We start from the raw sequence: 14,515 nt of genomic DNA, 5'->3' as shown, positions 1-14,515 counted from the left end.
CAGTTTAGAGATCCACAGATCCAGTTGTCCTTACGTTCATCAGGTTTCCGACAGTTGTCGTTTTGTTCACTAACGTTTGCTCATGGACAGCCGCCGCGCGTGTCGGCGGGCGGATCGGCGCCGTCCGGGCCGGACGCGCGGTCCGCGACGCCACCACCACCGCCCGACCCACCGCTCGACCCATCGCCCGCCGCGCGGCCGGCCGCCCGGGCCGTCGCCGCGAGACCCGAGGCGACACCACCGCCGCCCATGTGCGGATAGTCGTGCACGACCGGCGGGCACAGGTTCTCCTTGACCACTCGGGAGCTGACCCAGCGCAGGAGGTTCTGGGCGGAGCCGGCCTTGTCGTCGGTCCCCGACCGGCGCGCCCCGCCGAACGGCTGGCGTCCGACGACCGCCCCGGTCGGCTTGTCGTTGATGTAGAAGTTGCCGGCGGCGAAGCGCAGCGCGTCCTCGGCGCGGGCGATCGCGGCGCGGTCGGTGGCGACGACCGCGCCGGTCAGCGCGTAGGGGGACGTGCGGTCGACCAGGCGCAGGACGTCGTCCCAGGCGCCCGGCCGGGAGTCGTCGTAGACGTGGACCGACAGGATCGGGCCGAACAGCTCGCGGGTGAACCACTCCCGGCCCGGGTCGGTGCCGACGAGGATCGTCGGGCGCACGAACCAGCCGACCGCGTCATCGCACTGGGCGCCCGCGAGCACGGTGACGGTGGAGTCGCTGGCGGCGCGGGTGCAGGCGGCGGCGAGCCGGGCGTAGGCCCGGGCGTCGATGACGGCGCCGGTGAAGTGGTCGAAGTCGTTGACGTCGCCGACGGACAGGGCCTCGGTGGCCGCGGCGAGCTCGGCGTCCATCCGCCGCCACAGGCTCGCCGGGACGTACGCCCGCGACGCCGCCGAGCACTTCTGCCCGCTGTACTCGAACGCGCCGCGGACCAGCGCTGTGCGCAGCACGTCGACGTCGGCCGAGGGATGCGCGACGACGAAGTCCTTGCCCCCGGTCTCCCCGACGATCCGCGGGTAGGAACGGTAGCCGTCGAGGTTGTCCGCGACGGCCCGCCACAGCCGGGTGAACACGGCGACGGAGCCGGTGAAGTGCACGCCGGCGAGGTCGGGGTCGGAGAACACGACGTCGCTGACCGGCTCCCCCGAGCCGCCGACGAGGTTGATGACCCCGGGCGGCAGGCCGGCCGCCTCCAGCAGCCGCATGAGGAAGTGCGCGGCGAACGCCTGGGTCGGCGCCGGCTTCCAGACGACCGTGTTGCCCATCAGCGCGGGCGCGGTCGGCAGGTTCCCGGCGATGGCGGTGAAGTTGAACGGCGTGACCGCGTAGACGAATCCCTCCAGCGGGCGCAGGTCGAGCCGGTTCCACTCGCCGGCGGCACTGCGCGGCTGGGCGTCGTGCAGCTCGGCGGCGAACATGACGTTGAACCGCCAGAAGTCGATCAGTTCGCAGGCGGCGTCGATCTCGGCCTGCTGGCAGGTCTTCGACTGGCCGAGCATGGTGGCGGCGTTCACAGTGTCACGCCAGGGTCCGGCGAGCGCGTCGGCCGCACGCAGGAACACCGCGGCCCGACCGGTGAAGCCGAGCTCACGCCACGGCCCCGCGGCCTGCTTCGCCGCGGCGACGGCGGCGGCCGCGTCGGCGTGGGTGCTCTCCCGCAGCGTGCCGAGCACCCGACGATGCGCGTGCGGCTGGACGACGTCGCGCGGCGGGCCGCCGCCGGGACGGTGATGCCCCCCGATCGTGTTGGTCAGGTCGAGGTGGTCACCGCCCAGGCGGAGCAGGGCCCGGCGCAGCCCGGCGCGCTGCGCCGACCCCGGGGCGTAGGTGCGCACCGGTTCGTTGTCGGCCACGGGCACCGACCCCGCGCTCACGCCTGCCAGCACGGCTGTCTCCTTCCCCCCGCCCGCCCGGCGCGGCGGCGTCACGAACCGTGCCGGCTGCCCAGCGCCCGCACGGCCAGCAGCAGGTTGGCGGGCTTCTCCACGAGTCGCCGCGTCAGGTAGGGCACGCTGTCCGGCCCGTACGGCAGGTACACCCGCACCGTCGCCCCACCCGCCGCGAGCCGCCGCTGCTCGCCGGGACGCACCCCGTGCAGGAGCTGGTACTCGTAGGTCGCCGGCGCCCGCCGCAGCTGCGCGGCCAGCCGGCCGGCGACGCCGATCAGCGCCGGGTCATGGGTGGCGATCATCGGATATCCCGGCCCGGCGAGCAGGATGCCCAGGCAGCGCGCGTAGGCGACACGGACGGCCGGCCGCCCGCAATGCACGGTGCCGGCCGGCTCCCGGTAGGCCCCCTTGCACAGCCGGACCCGCGAACCGGCCCGGGCCAGGTCGCGGCAGTCGCCCTCGGTGCGCTGGAGCTGGGCCTGCAGCACCGCGCCGACCGACGGGAAGTCCCGGCGCAGCTCGACCACCGTGTCGAGCGTCGCGTCGGTGGTGGTGTGGTCCTCCATGTCGACGGTGACGGTGGCGTTCACCGCCGCCGCCCGGGCGCAGATCTCCGCGGCGTTCTCGTAGGACAGCTTGCGGCCGTCACGCGGCACGGCCTGGCCGAGGGCGGACAGCTTGACCGACACGTCGAGCCCCGCGCCGATGCCCGCCCGGTCGGCCAGGTCGAGCAGCCGCAGGTAGGCCAGGACCGTGGCGAGCGCGTCGTCCGGCCGGGTGACCCCCTCGCCGAGCAGGTCGACCGACGCGCGCAGGCCGCGATCGGCCAGCCGCGCGGTGGCGGCGACGGCGTCGGCGTCCGTGGGGCCCGCGACGAACCGGTCGACGATGCCGGCGGCGATCGGTCCGCGGGTGAGCAGGACGCGCGCCGGCGGACTGGCGACCAGCCGGGGAACGAGGCCGCGGATCATCCCCACTCTCCGACCTCAACAGCAGGCGACGACTTAGGCACGTCCAGTAGCCTTGCCCAGGCGACGTGTCCTGTCCAACCGGCGGGCCGCAGCCTCAGAGGCGACGAAGGTTTGTCAGGACGCGGTCGAGCAGCGCCATCTCGGGCGCGCCGGTGGGCATGGTCAGTTGGGAGATGTCGACGAGCCGGTCGGCCGCCGCATCGGCGACGAGGACCCGCACGACGCCCACCGGCAGGCGCAGCGCCGCGGCGATCTCGATCACCGACTGCGGCTGCACGCACATCGCGACGATCGACTTCTGTTCCAACAGCAACGCGGGCAGTCGCGCCAGGCCGAACGGCGTCGTGGTCACCATGGCCTCGAGCGCCAGCAGGCGGGACGGCCGCGCCCGGCCGCGGGTCGCCGTGTACGGCCGGACGAGCTCCCCCGACGGCTCCACCGCGTCCCCGTTCATCCATTCACCCGCTTCCCCGAGGCCGTGGCTGTCACCGGCGGCCGGTCGGCGTCAAACGCTCTCGCGCGTGTCGGCTCGCCGCGCCGGGGTCAGCGCCTCCCGGGTGCGGGCGACGAGCACCGTCATCTCGTACCCGACCAGCCCGATGTCGCAGGTACTCGTGGCGAGCACCGCCAGGCAGGATCCCTCACCGACGGCCATGAGCAACAGCGACCCCTGCACCATCTCGACGACCGTCTGGGTCACCGAGCCGCCCTCCACGAAGTCCGCGGCCGCCAGGGTCAGGCTGAACAGCCCCGAGGCGATGGAACCGAGTTGCACCGCCCGCTCGCGGGGGAAGCCGCTGCACACCGCGAGCAGGTGACCGTCCGAGGACGCGACGATCGCATTCGCCACACCGGGCACGAAGTCGACGAAGTTGTTGATGAGCCAGTCGAGTGAGGGGATGTCCGGATCAACGTCGGTCACGGTTGTCCTCCAGGCTGCGGGTTCGAGTGGACGGGGAATCGGGGTCAGGGTTCGTTCGGGCGGGGTTTCGGCCGGGCTCAGCCGCCCCCGCCGTCGTCCTCCGCGGCGGGTCTGGTCCCCCGGGCGTGGTGGATGCCTTCGTAGAGCCGACTCAGCCGCCCGCGGATCCGCTCGGGTGCGACGCCCGGGTCGGGCATCGCCGACGACGGGGCGGCGGAGTCGAGGAACACGCTCGGGCCGGCCGGGCCGCCGGCCGACCCCGTCGGCGGACCGAGCGGGATCTGCCCCGGGATGGGCACGGTCTTCGGGGTGCGGATCGGCAGCCCGGACGCGGTGGTGGTCCGCCGCGGCCCCGCAGTCGGCCCCGCAGTCCGCCCCACACCGGGTCCGGCGCCGGGCCGGGGAGAGGACAGCCCGGGCTTCGACGCGGCGAACGGCCCCGTCCCGGCGGCCTGCTCGCGCGCCGGAACGGCGAACCGCCCCGGGTTCGCAGCCCGCGCCACGACCGACTCGGGCACCGCGACCGGTTCGGGCACCGCCGGCGGCTCAGGCACCGCCACCAGCCCGGGCCCCACGAAGGGATCGGCAGTCCCGGCCGAGCCGGGGAGCGGTCGGGAGCCGGCCAACGGTCCGGCGTCGAATGCGCGGGGCGCGGCGAACGGCTCGGGGGCCCACCGCTCGACTCCGTTCACCCGGCCGGCGGCCGGGATCGCCTGGCCAGGCGCCACCGCCAGCTCATCCCGGACGAACCAGTTGAACGGCTCGGCCGACTCGTCGAGGACCGGCGACTGTAACCCGGCGGCATCGGCGAGCTGCGCCCACAGCCCGGCGGGTGGCGGTCCTGCTGGCGACACGGCGGCGGGCGATGCGGCGGCTGCGACGACGGCCCAAGCCGGATGGTGCGTCGGGGCCGGCACCGCCGGGAACGCCGGCAGGCGGGTGGCGGGCATCGCGAGGTCGGCGCCCACGTCGGACCCGTCTGGAGCGGACGGAGCGGCGGGCTCGGCGGCGGTGCCCCGAGTCGGCTCCGCGGCGGTCGACGCGTCGGCGGCGGTGGCAGTGGCGGCGGCGGCGGTGGCGGCGGTGGCGGTGGCGGTGGCGGCGGCCGGGGCCAGTTCCGCGGCGGTCGACACCTCGGCGGGGGCGGTCGCGGTGGCCGGGGCCGGCTGGACCGCGGGCGCCGCGTCCTCGGCGGCACTCGGGTCGGGCTGCGCCGCGCCGGCATGCGCACGCCCGAGGGCCGCCCGTTCGCGTCGCCGGTCGAGCGCGGCGACGGCCTGGGCGATCGAGGGCAGCCCCGCCCCGTCCCCGGCCGGCGGCGTTGCGGCAGGTCCCCCCGCTGAGCTGCCGGTGGGCTGGTCGACACCGCCGCGGCCGGCGAGATCCGCGAGATCTGCGAGGTCCTCGTTGGTGAGATCGATGCCCCGCGGCCGGAACCACTCGCCGGTCGGCGTGTACGGGGCGAAGCCGTCCGACGCGGACTCCTCGCCGGACGCGGGGATCCGGCCGAAGCCGGGGCCCGCACCGAACGAGGACGCGTCGCTCGAGGGTGACGTGTCGCCGAAGGCGGCGGAGCCATCACCGAAGGCGACAGAGCCGCGACCAAAGGCAGCAGAGCCGTGACCAAAGGCAGCAGAGCCATCGCCGAAGGCGGGATTGCGGCCGTTGCGGACGGCGCGCCGCGGCAGCGGATCGGCGGAGCCGTCCGTGATCGTGCCGTCGATCAGGGGGGTGCCCGGATGAGGCGCCGGCGCGGCGAGGGGAGCGCGACGGGACGTGACGGGCGGGAGGTCGGCGAGCGGTGCCGGCGGCGCGCCGGGCAGGCCGAGGCGGGTCAGCTCCGCGCCGAACAGCGCCGTCCCGGGTAGCTGCTCACGCCGCGCCGGTACGGGCGGGCGGGCCTCGGCGGCGGAGCCGGGCGCCACGAGCAGCGCCTCGGGCAGCCGCACGGAGGCCCGTACCCCGCCGGCATCCGAGCGGCTCAGCCGCACCTCGATGTCGTGGCGGTCGGCGAGCCGGGCGACGACGAACAGGCCGAGGCGCTGGGCGATGGAGAAGTCGAACAGCGGCGGGTCGGCGAGACGCTGGTTGACCGCGACGAGCTCGCGCTCGGACATCCCGAGCCCGCCGTCGTCGATGGTGATGAGCACCCCGCCGTCGTCGAGGGCGGCCGCGAGGTCGACGGACAGGTACGGCGGCGAGAACTGCGCGGCGTTCTCCAGGAGTTCGGCCACCAGGTGGACGACGTGGTTGACGGAGTCGGCGGCGATCCGCGCGTCCGGCACGTCGATGATCTGGATCCGCTCGTACTGCTCGATCTCGCCGAGGGCGGCCTGCAGCACGTCGCCGAGCGGCACCGGCCCGGCGCGGCGCCGCCCCGGCCCGGTGCCCGCGAGGACCAGCAGGTTCTCGCTGTTGCGGCGCATCCGGGTCGCGAGATGGTCGAGCCTGAACAGGTTCTCGAGCTGCAGCGGGTTCTCCTCGGCGGCCTCCAGCCGGTCGATGAGGGCGATCTGCCGCTCGATGAGGCTCTGGCTGCGCCGGGAGAGGCTGAGGAACAGGGTGTTGACGTTGCGGCGGAGGCTTGCCTGCTCCGCGGCGAGGCGCACCGCCTCCCGCTGCAGTTCGTCGAAGGTTCGCGCGACCTCGCCGATCTCGTCGCGGGAGTCGACGCCGATCGGCCGGATCGTCGTGTCGACCTGCTCCGGGTTCGCCGTCTGCAGCTCGGAGATCAGGCGCGGCAGGCGCACCTGGGCGACGTCGAGGGCGCCGCTGCGCAGGCGGCGCAGCGGGACGGTCATCGTCCGCGCGATCAGCAACGTCCACCCGATCGCGCCGACGATGATCACGAGGATGAGTGCACCGATCAGGGCGGTGCGCTGCCAGGCGTCGGAACGCAGATGCCGCGCGGAGTGGGTGACGTTGTCGAGCAGGTCGGACTCGACGGTGCGCAGCAGTTCGATGTGGGTCGTGCTGGCCGCGAACCACTGGTCGGGATCGATGTCGAGGTCGGTCAGCCGCTGGCGCTGGATGGCCCGTTCGGAGATGCGCTTGACCGTCAGCACCGCCTGACCGTTGACGATCTGGTCGAAGCGGGCGCGGTCGTCGGGGCGGGCGGCGGCGCGGAAGCCGTCCTGTGCCGCCTGCTCCTGGGCGAGCAGCCCGGCGAGCCGATCGGAGGCGCCGAAGGCGAATTGCTGCGCGAAGCTCGTGGCGAACAGCTCGCCGCGGATCTCGGAGTCGATCTCCTTCAGCGTCGACACGTCGTTGAGGACGGTCGCGGCGTAACGCAGGTCCTCGTCGTCACGGTCCTGCCCGATGCGGTCGTCGAGGCCGAGCAGGTCGGTGATCGTGGTCGAGTACTGATGGAAGATCGCATCCGTGGACAGGCCGCCGGTCTGCACGGACCGGCGCAGCGCGGGCAGCCCGGCGAGGTCGCCCTCAACCCGGTCGGCCACCCGCCCGGTGCCGGCGCCGAGGTCGCCGACGGAGGAGCGCAGGGTGCCGCGGAACCTGCCCACGGCCGCGTCGACGGCCCGCTGCTGGCCGTCGAGCCGGCCGGTGAGCGAGGTCTCCGGATCCGTGCCGCGGCCGCTGCTGATGAACCCGGCCGCGAGGTCACGTTCCAACTGGAGCTCGTGCACCGTCGCCGTGACGTCGCGGCCGAGCTTCGCCGCGGTCACGTCGCGGCCGTAGCTGGCGGCGTTGGACAGCCAGGTCGTGCCCGAGAGGATCCCGAGCGCCAGGAACGCCGCCGTGGGCACGGCCAGCGCGGCGAAGAGCTTCCCGCGCACGGGCAGGTCGCGCAGGCTCACCCGTCGGCGCCGCCGCGGCCGGGCACGCCGGCCACCCGTCCCCGGACCGCCGGGGCCGGCCGATGGCGGCGCGGAGCGAGCCGGGCCGGGCCTGGGCCCGGGCCCGGAGCTGGGGCTGGGCCCGGGCCCGGAGCTGGGGCTGGGCCCGGGCCCGGAGCTGGGGCTGGGGGCGGGGCTGGGACCGGGGGCCAGCGGACCGGTGGCGGCGGTCATCGCGCCCGCCGCGGCACCTGGGCGGGCGGCGACGGGCCGCGCACGGCCGCCGGCGCCATCCCGGCCCCGGTCGAGACCCTGCACCACACCCGGACCCTGAACCCCGTCTGGACCCTGAACCCCGGCGAGATCCCGGCCCCCGTCGAGGACCCCGCGGGAGGTGTCCGGCGGCTCTCCCGTCACGTCCCGCCCCTTTCTGGCTCGATCACGCGCCCCGTACCTCTCCGCCTCTCGAACGCCCGAATCCCGACCCCGGAACCCCGGGCGGCGCCTGGGGAGCGCCGCCCCTGCGCGGGGCCCTGCGCACCCGACCGCATGACGGTCAGCGTCGCCGCGGCTGGCGAACCAAAAGGCTATTTGCGCACCGGACACGACTGCCAGCGGGGTCACTTGACGAACGGGCGCGCAATCGTCCGGGATGAGCCAACCCCGCTGCGCTTGACCGGCGTCAAACCACTAGTGTCGTCGCGGTCGCTGTAGCTTTCACCCCTCACTCCAGCCGGGCGCACGGGGAGCGTGATGATCCACGGTTTTCGAAGGGCGGGCGCGGCGGGTGTTGCGCTGCTCTGCATCGCCGCACTCGCGGGCTGCGGCGGTGGCGACAATCCCGGGCCGCCCGCGGTTTCCGGCGAGGTCAAGATCGGCCTTCTCGCCCCGTTGACGGGTGGGAACACGGAAGCCGGCCGTGACGCCCAACGGGGAGCGGAACTCGCCAGCCGTCTCATCAACACCGGAGAAGACTGGTCCGGATACTCGGCCGGGCGAATCTGGGGGCCCGCCGGTCACGCCCGACTATCGATTGTGACGTTGGACACGAAAAGCGACCGCCAACGCGCGGCGGACGGTACGTCGACCCTGGTGAACGACGACGGCGTGGCCGGCATCGTCGGTGCGTTCGGCGCCGAGGCCACTTTGGACGCCAGCCAGCGGGCCGAGCGACTGCAGACCCCGTTCCTCAGCGGCGACGCCGCGTTCACGGCACTCACCGAGCGCGGGCTGAGCTGGTTCTTCCGGGCCGGACCCGACGCCGCGGACTACGGCGGCGCCTTCCTGTCCCTGCTGCACAACGCCGAACAGCCTGGCCAGGAGCGTCGACGGGTGGCTGTGCTCTACAGCAACGACGCGACCGGCACCGACCTGAACTCGATCATCGCCGAGTACGGCGAGGAGGCCGGCTACCAGATCGTGGCGAGCGCGCCCTACGAACCCGGTGACACCGATCCCACCGCCGCGGTGGGGGCGATCCAGACCGCCGCGCCCGACGTCGTCCTGGTGGCGACGGCCTCCGGCGCGGGGGAAAGGCTCGGAAACGCGTTCCAGGCCACCGGGTATACGCCGCCTGCCGTCGTCGTTTACGGCGCCCCCGCGGACGCCGCCCGGCTCGCCGCAATCCCCGGGTTCGCGGGCCGGGTGAGCAGGCAGGTTCCGTGGTCGCTGCCCATCACCCGCGCCAACCCGCTCGCCGCGGCGGTCACCGAACGTTATCAGCACGACTTCGGGGCGGCGATGACGGCGGAGGCGGCAACCGCCTTCACCGCGGTGGCAATCTATGCCCAGGCAATCGAGGACGCCGACAGTTCCGCACGGGAACGGATACGCTCCGCACTTGTCGCGATCGATCTCCCGGGGGCCGCGACCATCATGCCGTGGAACGGTGTCCGTTTCGANGGAACCCACCAGAACACACTTTCCGCAACGGCCGTCGAACAGGACACCGATGGAACCTTCGCCGTCGTCTATCCGCGCGACCTGGCCACAACATCGGTCAATTGGCCGCCGCCGGGAAGCCCCGCACCGACCACCCTCTCCTCGGCCGGATCGGGAACACGGGCGGCATCCACCGGAGCACGGAACGGTTAGGCCCACGGGTCATGCGGCATCATATTTGGACATACAGCAACGAATCGCGCGAGGCCGGCCCAGGCGGGGAGGCCGGGGCGGTCCAGGACGTCGGGACGGTCCAGGAGATCGGGGCAGCGGGCGGAGCGGCGGGCGACCTCCCGCCGACGCTGGTGACGTTCACCGGCGTCGAGAAGCGCTACCCGGACGGCACCCAGGCCCTCGCTCCGGTCGACCTGGCGGTCCGTGACGGCGAGTTCGTGAGCATCGTCGGCGCGTCCGGCTGCGGCAAGAGCACCCTGCTGCGGCTGGCGTCCGGCCTGACCGAGGCCACCGCCGGCACGGTGTCGCCGTCGACCGACCGGATCAGCTACGTCTTCCAGGATCCGACCCTGCTGCCCTGGCGCAGCGTGCGGCGCAACGTGGAGACGCTGGCCGAGCTGACCGGCGTGCCCCGCGCCGAGTACCGGCCGCGGGCCGCCGAGGTCATCGATCTGGTGGGGCTCGGCGGGTTCGAGCGGCACCGGCCCCGCTCGCTGTCCGGCGGGATGCGGATGCGGGTGTCCCTCGCCCGCTCGCTGGTGCTCTCCCCCGACCTGTTCCTGCTGGACGAGCCGTTCGGCGCCCTCGACGAGATCTCCCGGGAGCGCCTCGGCGGCGAGCTGCTGCGACTGTTCGAGCTGCGCCGCTTCGGTGCCGCTCTGTTCGTCACCCACTCGGTCGCGGAGGCGGTGTTCCTGTCGACCCGGGTCCTGGTGATGTCGCCGCGCCCCGGCCGGGTGGTCGCCGAATTCACCGTCCCGTTCGGCTTTCCGCGCCCGGCGGAGCTGCGCTTTCGGGACGACTTCACCCACCTGACCGCCGCGGTCTCGCGCTGCCTGCGCGCCGGGGAGCCCGCGTGAGTGCGCCGGGGGTCGTCGGCGGGCCGACGACCCCCGGTCAGGGAGGCGGACCCGCGCCCGACGGACGGCGCGGCGCGGGCCGGATGGCGGCCCTGGTCCGCGGCGGGAGCCGGGCGCTGCGCACGGGACGGCCACGGGCGACCTGGCGCGACCGCCTCGCCCCGCTCGTCCTGTTCGCGGTCATCATCGGCGTCTGGTACTTCGTGAGCCTCGTGGTGCTCGACCGGGACCGCCGGTTCCTGCTGCCCAGTCCCGACTCGGTCGTCCGCGTCGCCTTCCTCGACGGCCACAACCTCGCGCAGCTTCTGNGGGCGCTGTGGCTGTCGACGTCGGTGGCGCTCATCGGCCTCGGGGTGTCGATCGGGCTGGGCATGGCCGTGGCGATCGCGATGAGCCAGGCCCGGTGGATCGAGAAGTCGGTGTACCCGTACGCGGTGATCCTGCAGACCATCCCCACCCTGGCGATGGTGCCGCTGATCGGCTTCTGGTTCGGCTACGGCTTCCTCAGCCGGGTGATCGTCTGCGTCCTCATCGCCCTGTTCCCGGTGATCAGCAGCACGCTGTTCGGCCTGCGGTCGGTCGACCAGAGCATGCTCGACCTGTTCCGGCTGCACCGCATCCCCCGCTGGCGCCGGCTGGTGTCGTTGCAGCTCCCGGCCGCGATGCCGGCGACGTTCGCCGGATTCCAGGTCTCCGCCGGGCTGTCCGTCGTGGGGGCGGTCGTCGGCGACTTCTTCTTCAAGCAGGGCAAGCCGGGGATCGGCGTCCTGATCGATCTTTACCGGGCGCGACTGCTCTCCCAGCAGCTGTTCGGCGCGGTCATCCTCGCCTCGCTGCTGGGAGTCGTCGTGTTCACGTTCTTCGGCTGGCTGAGCCGGCTGGTCACCGGTCGCTGGTACGCCGCCGAGACGCCCTGACGCCGCGGGTGGCCGCGTCCGTCGATCCCGGCGGCACCGGCGGCCCGCGGAGCTGTGTCACACCCGGCCCGCGGGGGGTTCCACGAGCCCGGGGGTCTTCACGAGAAGGAGCAACATGGGACGTTTCCGACGAGGAGCCGCCGTCGCCTTCGGCACGGCGCTCGCCCTGACCCTGACGGCGTGCAGCGGGGACTCCGGCGGCGGGTCCGCCGCCGGGTCCACCGGCGGGGGGTCCACCTCCGCGGCGCCGGCCGTCGCGTCCGGCGGCGCACTCGACCTGACCGGCGCCTGCCCCGCCACCGTCGTGGTCCAGACCGACTGGTTCGCCGAGTCCGAGTACGGATTCCTGTACAACCTGATCGGACCGGACGCGAAGGTCGACACCGGCAAGAAGCGGATCACCGGCTCCCTCGTCTCCGGCGGCAAGGACACCGGGGTCAACATCGAGGTCCGGTTCGGCGGCGCGGCCATCGGGTACGAGCAGGTCAGCGCCCAGATGTACGTGGACAAGTCGATCAATCTGGGGATCGTCTCCACGGATGAGGCCATCCAGAACTCGGCCTCCCAGCCGACCAGGGCGGTGTTCGCGCCGTTCGAGGTGGCCCCCATGATGATCATGTGGGACAAGAGCAAGCATCCGAACTTCACGACGCTGGTCGACATCGGGCAGACCGACACCAAGGTCCTCTACTACGAGACCGACGCCTACATGCAGTACCTGCTCGGCGCCGGCATCCTGCGCCAGGGCCAGGTCGACGGCAGCTACGACGGCTCCCCGTCACGCTGGGTCGCCGAGGACGGCAAGATCGCCGAGGCCGGCTTCGCCACCTCGGAGCCCTACATCTACAAGCACGAGCTCGGTGACGGGCACAGCTACGACGTCAACCTCCAGCTCGTCAACGACACCGGCTACCCGGTGTACGGCCAGGCCCTGTCGGTCCGCACCGGCGACGAGGCGAAGCTCGCCCCGTGCCTGAAGAAGCTGGTGCCGATCGTGCAGCGCTCGCAGGTCGACTTCCTCGCCCACCCGCAGACGGCGAACGGGCTCATCATCAAGGCGGTCAAGGCGGACGCCGCCTCGGTGTGGAACTACTCGCCGGGGCTCGCCGCGTACGCCGTGCAGACGATGAAGGACCGCGGGCTGGTCTCCAACGGGTCGAACGCGACGATCGGCGACATGGAGCAGAGCCGGGTCAACCGGATGATCCAGATCCTGACCCCGATCTACGCCGGCCAGAAGAAGCCGGTGCGCAGCGGACTCACCCCCGCCAGCCTGTTCACCAACCAGTACATCGACAAGACCATAGGCCTGAAGTGACTGATCCCGCCGCCGTCGAGCCGACCACCTTCGTACTGCGGGCCCGGCATGTGCTGACCATGGGCGCGGCCGGGCACGTGCGCGACGGTGCGGTCGCGGTGGTCGACGGGCGCATCGCCGCGGTCGACGGGTACGCCGCGATCGCGGCGCGGTTCGCGGACCTACCGGTCCTCGGCGACGGCGGCGGGATCCTCACCCCCGGCTTCGTGAGCTGCCACGGGCACTTCTCGGAGGGCCTGGTCACCGGCATCGGGGAGACCCACACGCTGTGGGAGTGGTTCGTCCACGTGGTCGAGCCGATCGAGGCGCACCTGACCCGGGACATGGCCTACGTGGGCACCCTGCTCAAGGCGACCGAGATGGCCCTGTCGGGGGTGACGACGGTCGGGGACATGTTCTGCTCCGCGCCGGGCACCCCGGCGATCACCCCCGGGATCGTCGACGCGCTCGACGTCGTCGGGCTGCGCGGGGACGTCTCGTTCGGCCCGGCGGACGTCCCGCACGGCTACCCGGTCGACCGGATCGTCGCCGAGCACCACGCACTCGCCCAGGCCGCGGCGGCCTCCCGACGCACCCGGTTCCGGGTCGGCCTGGCCACCATCCCGTCCAGCAGCGACACGCTGCTCGCGGCCACGCGGTCGCTGCTGGCCGAGACGGACCGGCTGCACGTCCACCTGCACGAGGTGCGGGAGGAGGTGACGGCGTCGCGCACGGCCCGCGGGGCCAGCTCCATCGAGGTCGCCGCCCGCCTCGGCCTGCTCGACGCGCAGACCGTCGCCGCGCACTGCGTCTGGCTCTCCGACGACGACGTCGCGTTGCTGCGCCGGCACGCGGTCGCCGTGGCGCACTGCCCGGTGTCGAACATGATCCTGGCCAGCGGGGTATGCCAGGTGCCGCGGCTGCTGCGGGACTCGGTGCCCGTCGGCCTCGGGGTGGACGGCGCCGCCAGCAACGACAGCCAGGACATGCTGGCGACCGTCAAGACCGCGGCCCTGTTGCAGAAGGTGCACCACCAGCAGGCCGACGTCCTGACCGCGCCGGCGGTGCTGCGGATGGCGACCCTCGGCGGTGCCCGCGCGCTCGGCCTCGACGACACCGTCGGCAGCCTGGATGTGGGCAAGGCCGCCGACCTGGTGCTGTTCGCCGAGGCGAGCCCGTCGATGGCGTTCGTGCACGACCCCTACCAGGCCGTCGTGTACTGCGCGGGTACGCGGGACATCGCCGGCGTGTGGGTCGACGGCGAACGGATCGTCGCCGGCGCGCAGATCCTCACCGCCGACGTCCCCGCGATCCTGCCGCACGCCCGCGAGCTCGCGGTCGAACTCGCCACCCGCGCCGGCCTCGCCTCGGAACTCGCCGTCACCTAGGAGACCACTGAAAATCTTGCGGGTCCGGGTTCTGGTGTGGTGGTCGACGCCAGTGTTGTGATCATGCAGGGTGAGTGGGTGGGCGAGCTGATCGGGCCGGACGTGTGGGAGACCTGCCGGGAGTTGATCCCGGCGGGGAGTGTGTTCGCGTTCCTGGCCGAGCATCGGGAGGCGCTGTTCCCGGCGGAGATGTTCACCGACATGTACCCGTCGTCCAACGGACGGCCGAGCATGCCACCGCAGGTGCTGGCGGCCACCGTGGTGCTGCAGAGCCTGCACGGGTTGTCGGATTTCGAGACGGTGCAGGCGTTGCGGTGCGATCTGCGGTGGAAGGCCGCGTGTGGGCTGGGGCTGCTCGACAC

General features: G+C 73.2%; 10 protein-coding genes and 3 pseudogenes. 8 read left to right on the top strand and 5 right to left on the bottom strand.

What is annotated here, in order from left to right:
- Nucleotides 1-80 precede the first annotated feature (80 nt).
- From pruA to UK82_RS41470, 5 genes are all read right to left on the bottom strand, one after another.
- The gene (pruA, locus tag UK82_RS11660) at nt 81-1,886 is read right to left on the bottom strand and encodes an L-glutamate gamma-semialdehyde dehydrogenase (protein WP_063897474.1); all 1,806 of its coding nucleotides are present in this window, start codon (nt 1,884-1,886) and stop codon (nt 81-83) included.
- A gap of 38 nt (nt 1,887-1,924) precedes the next feature.
- A complete protein-coding gene (locus UK82_RS11655; RefSeq protein WP_055407095.1) occupies nt 1,925-2,860 on the bottom strand; it encodes a proline dehydrogenase family protein in 936 nt (311 codons plus the stop codon).
- Nucleotides 2,861-2,954: 94 nt separating this feature from the next.
- Entirely contained in the window at nt 2,955-3,314 is a 360-nt protein-coding gene (locus tag UK82_RS11650; protein ID WP_044884076.1) for a DUF742 domain-containing protein, read from the bottom strand.
- A gap of 51 nt (nt 3,315-3,365) precedes the next feature.
- Entirely contained in the window at nt 3,366-3,782 is a 417-nt protein-coding gene (locus UK82_RS11645) for a roadblock/LC7 domain-containing protein (protein WP_044884077.1), read from the bottom strand.
- A gap of 77 nt (nt 3,783-3,859) precedes the next feature.
- Nucleotides 3,860-7,597, bottom strand: a complete 3,738-nt coding sequence (locus UK82_RS41470) for a nitrate- and nitrite sensing domain-containing protein (RefSeq protein ID WP_055407094.1) — start codon at nt 7,595-7,597, stop codon at nt 3,860-3,862.
- 732 nt (nt 7,598-8,329) lie between these two features.
- Here UK82_RS41470 and UK82_RS11635 point away from each other — a divergent pair.
- The 8 genes and pseudogenes from UK82_RS11635 to UK82_RS32685 all read left to right on the top strand — a co-directional run.
- Nucleotides 8,330-9,477: pseudogene (locus UK82_RS11635) on the top strand (ABC transporter substrate-binding protein); the annotation flags it as partial.
- A gap of 1 nt (nt 9,478) precedes the next feature.
- A pseudogene (locus tag UK82_RS37350) lies at nt 9,479-9,670 on the top strand (ABC transporter substrate-binding protein); the annotation flags it as partial.
- 11 nt (nt 9,671-9,681) lie between these two features.
- Complete coding sequence (locus tag UK82_RS11630) at nt 9,682-10,551, top strand: ABC transporter ATP-binding protein (protein WP_083507149.1); 870 nt, start codon at nt 9,682-9,684, stop codon at nt 10,549-10,551.
- An 83-nt stretch (nt 10,552-10,634) separates the two neighbouring features.
- Nucleotides 10,635-10,859: pseudogene (locus UK82_RS42560) on the top strand (ABC transporter permease); the annotation flags it as partial.
- Nucleotide 10,860: 1 nt separating this feature from the next.
- On the top strand, nt 10,861-11,468 hold a 608-nt coding region (locus UK82_RS37345), incomplete at its 5' end, for an ABC transporter permease (RefSeq protein WP_396230524.1).
- Nucleotides 11,469-11,583: 115 nt separating this feature from the next.
- A complete protein-coding gene (locus tag UK82_RS11620) occupies nt 11,584-12,786 on the top strand; it encodes a hypothetical protein (protein WP_044884080.1) in 1,203 nt (400 codons plus the stop codon).
- Complete coding sequence (locus UK82_RS11615) at nt 12,783-14,153, top strand: amidohydrolase family protein (RefSeq protein ID WP_236705807.1); 1,371 nt, start codon at nt 12,783-12,785, stop codon at nt 14,151-14,153. The genes UK82_RS11620 and UK82_RS11615 overlap by 4 nt, the downstream gene beginning before the upstream one ends.
- Before the next feature lie 63 nt (nt 14,154-14,216).
- The coding region (locus UK82_RS32685; RefSeq protein WP_396230523.1) for a transposase at nt 14,217-14,515 on the top strand (299 nt) is incomplete at its 3' end.

Origin of the sequence: Frankia sp. ACN1ag, from assembly GCF_001414035.1 — a bacterium.
GTDB classification, from domain to species: domain Bacteria; phylum Actinomycetota; class Actinomycetes; order Frankiales; family Frankiaceae; genus Frankia; species Frankia torreyi.
This window is presented reverse-complemented; position numbering and strand designations above follow the sequence as displayed.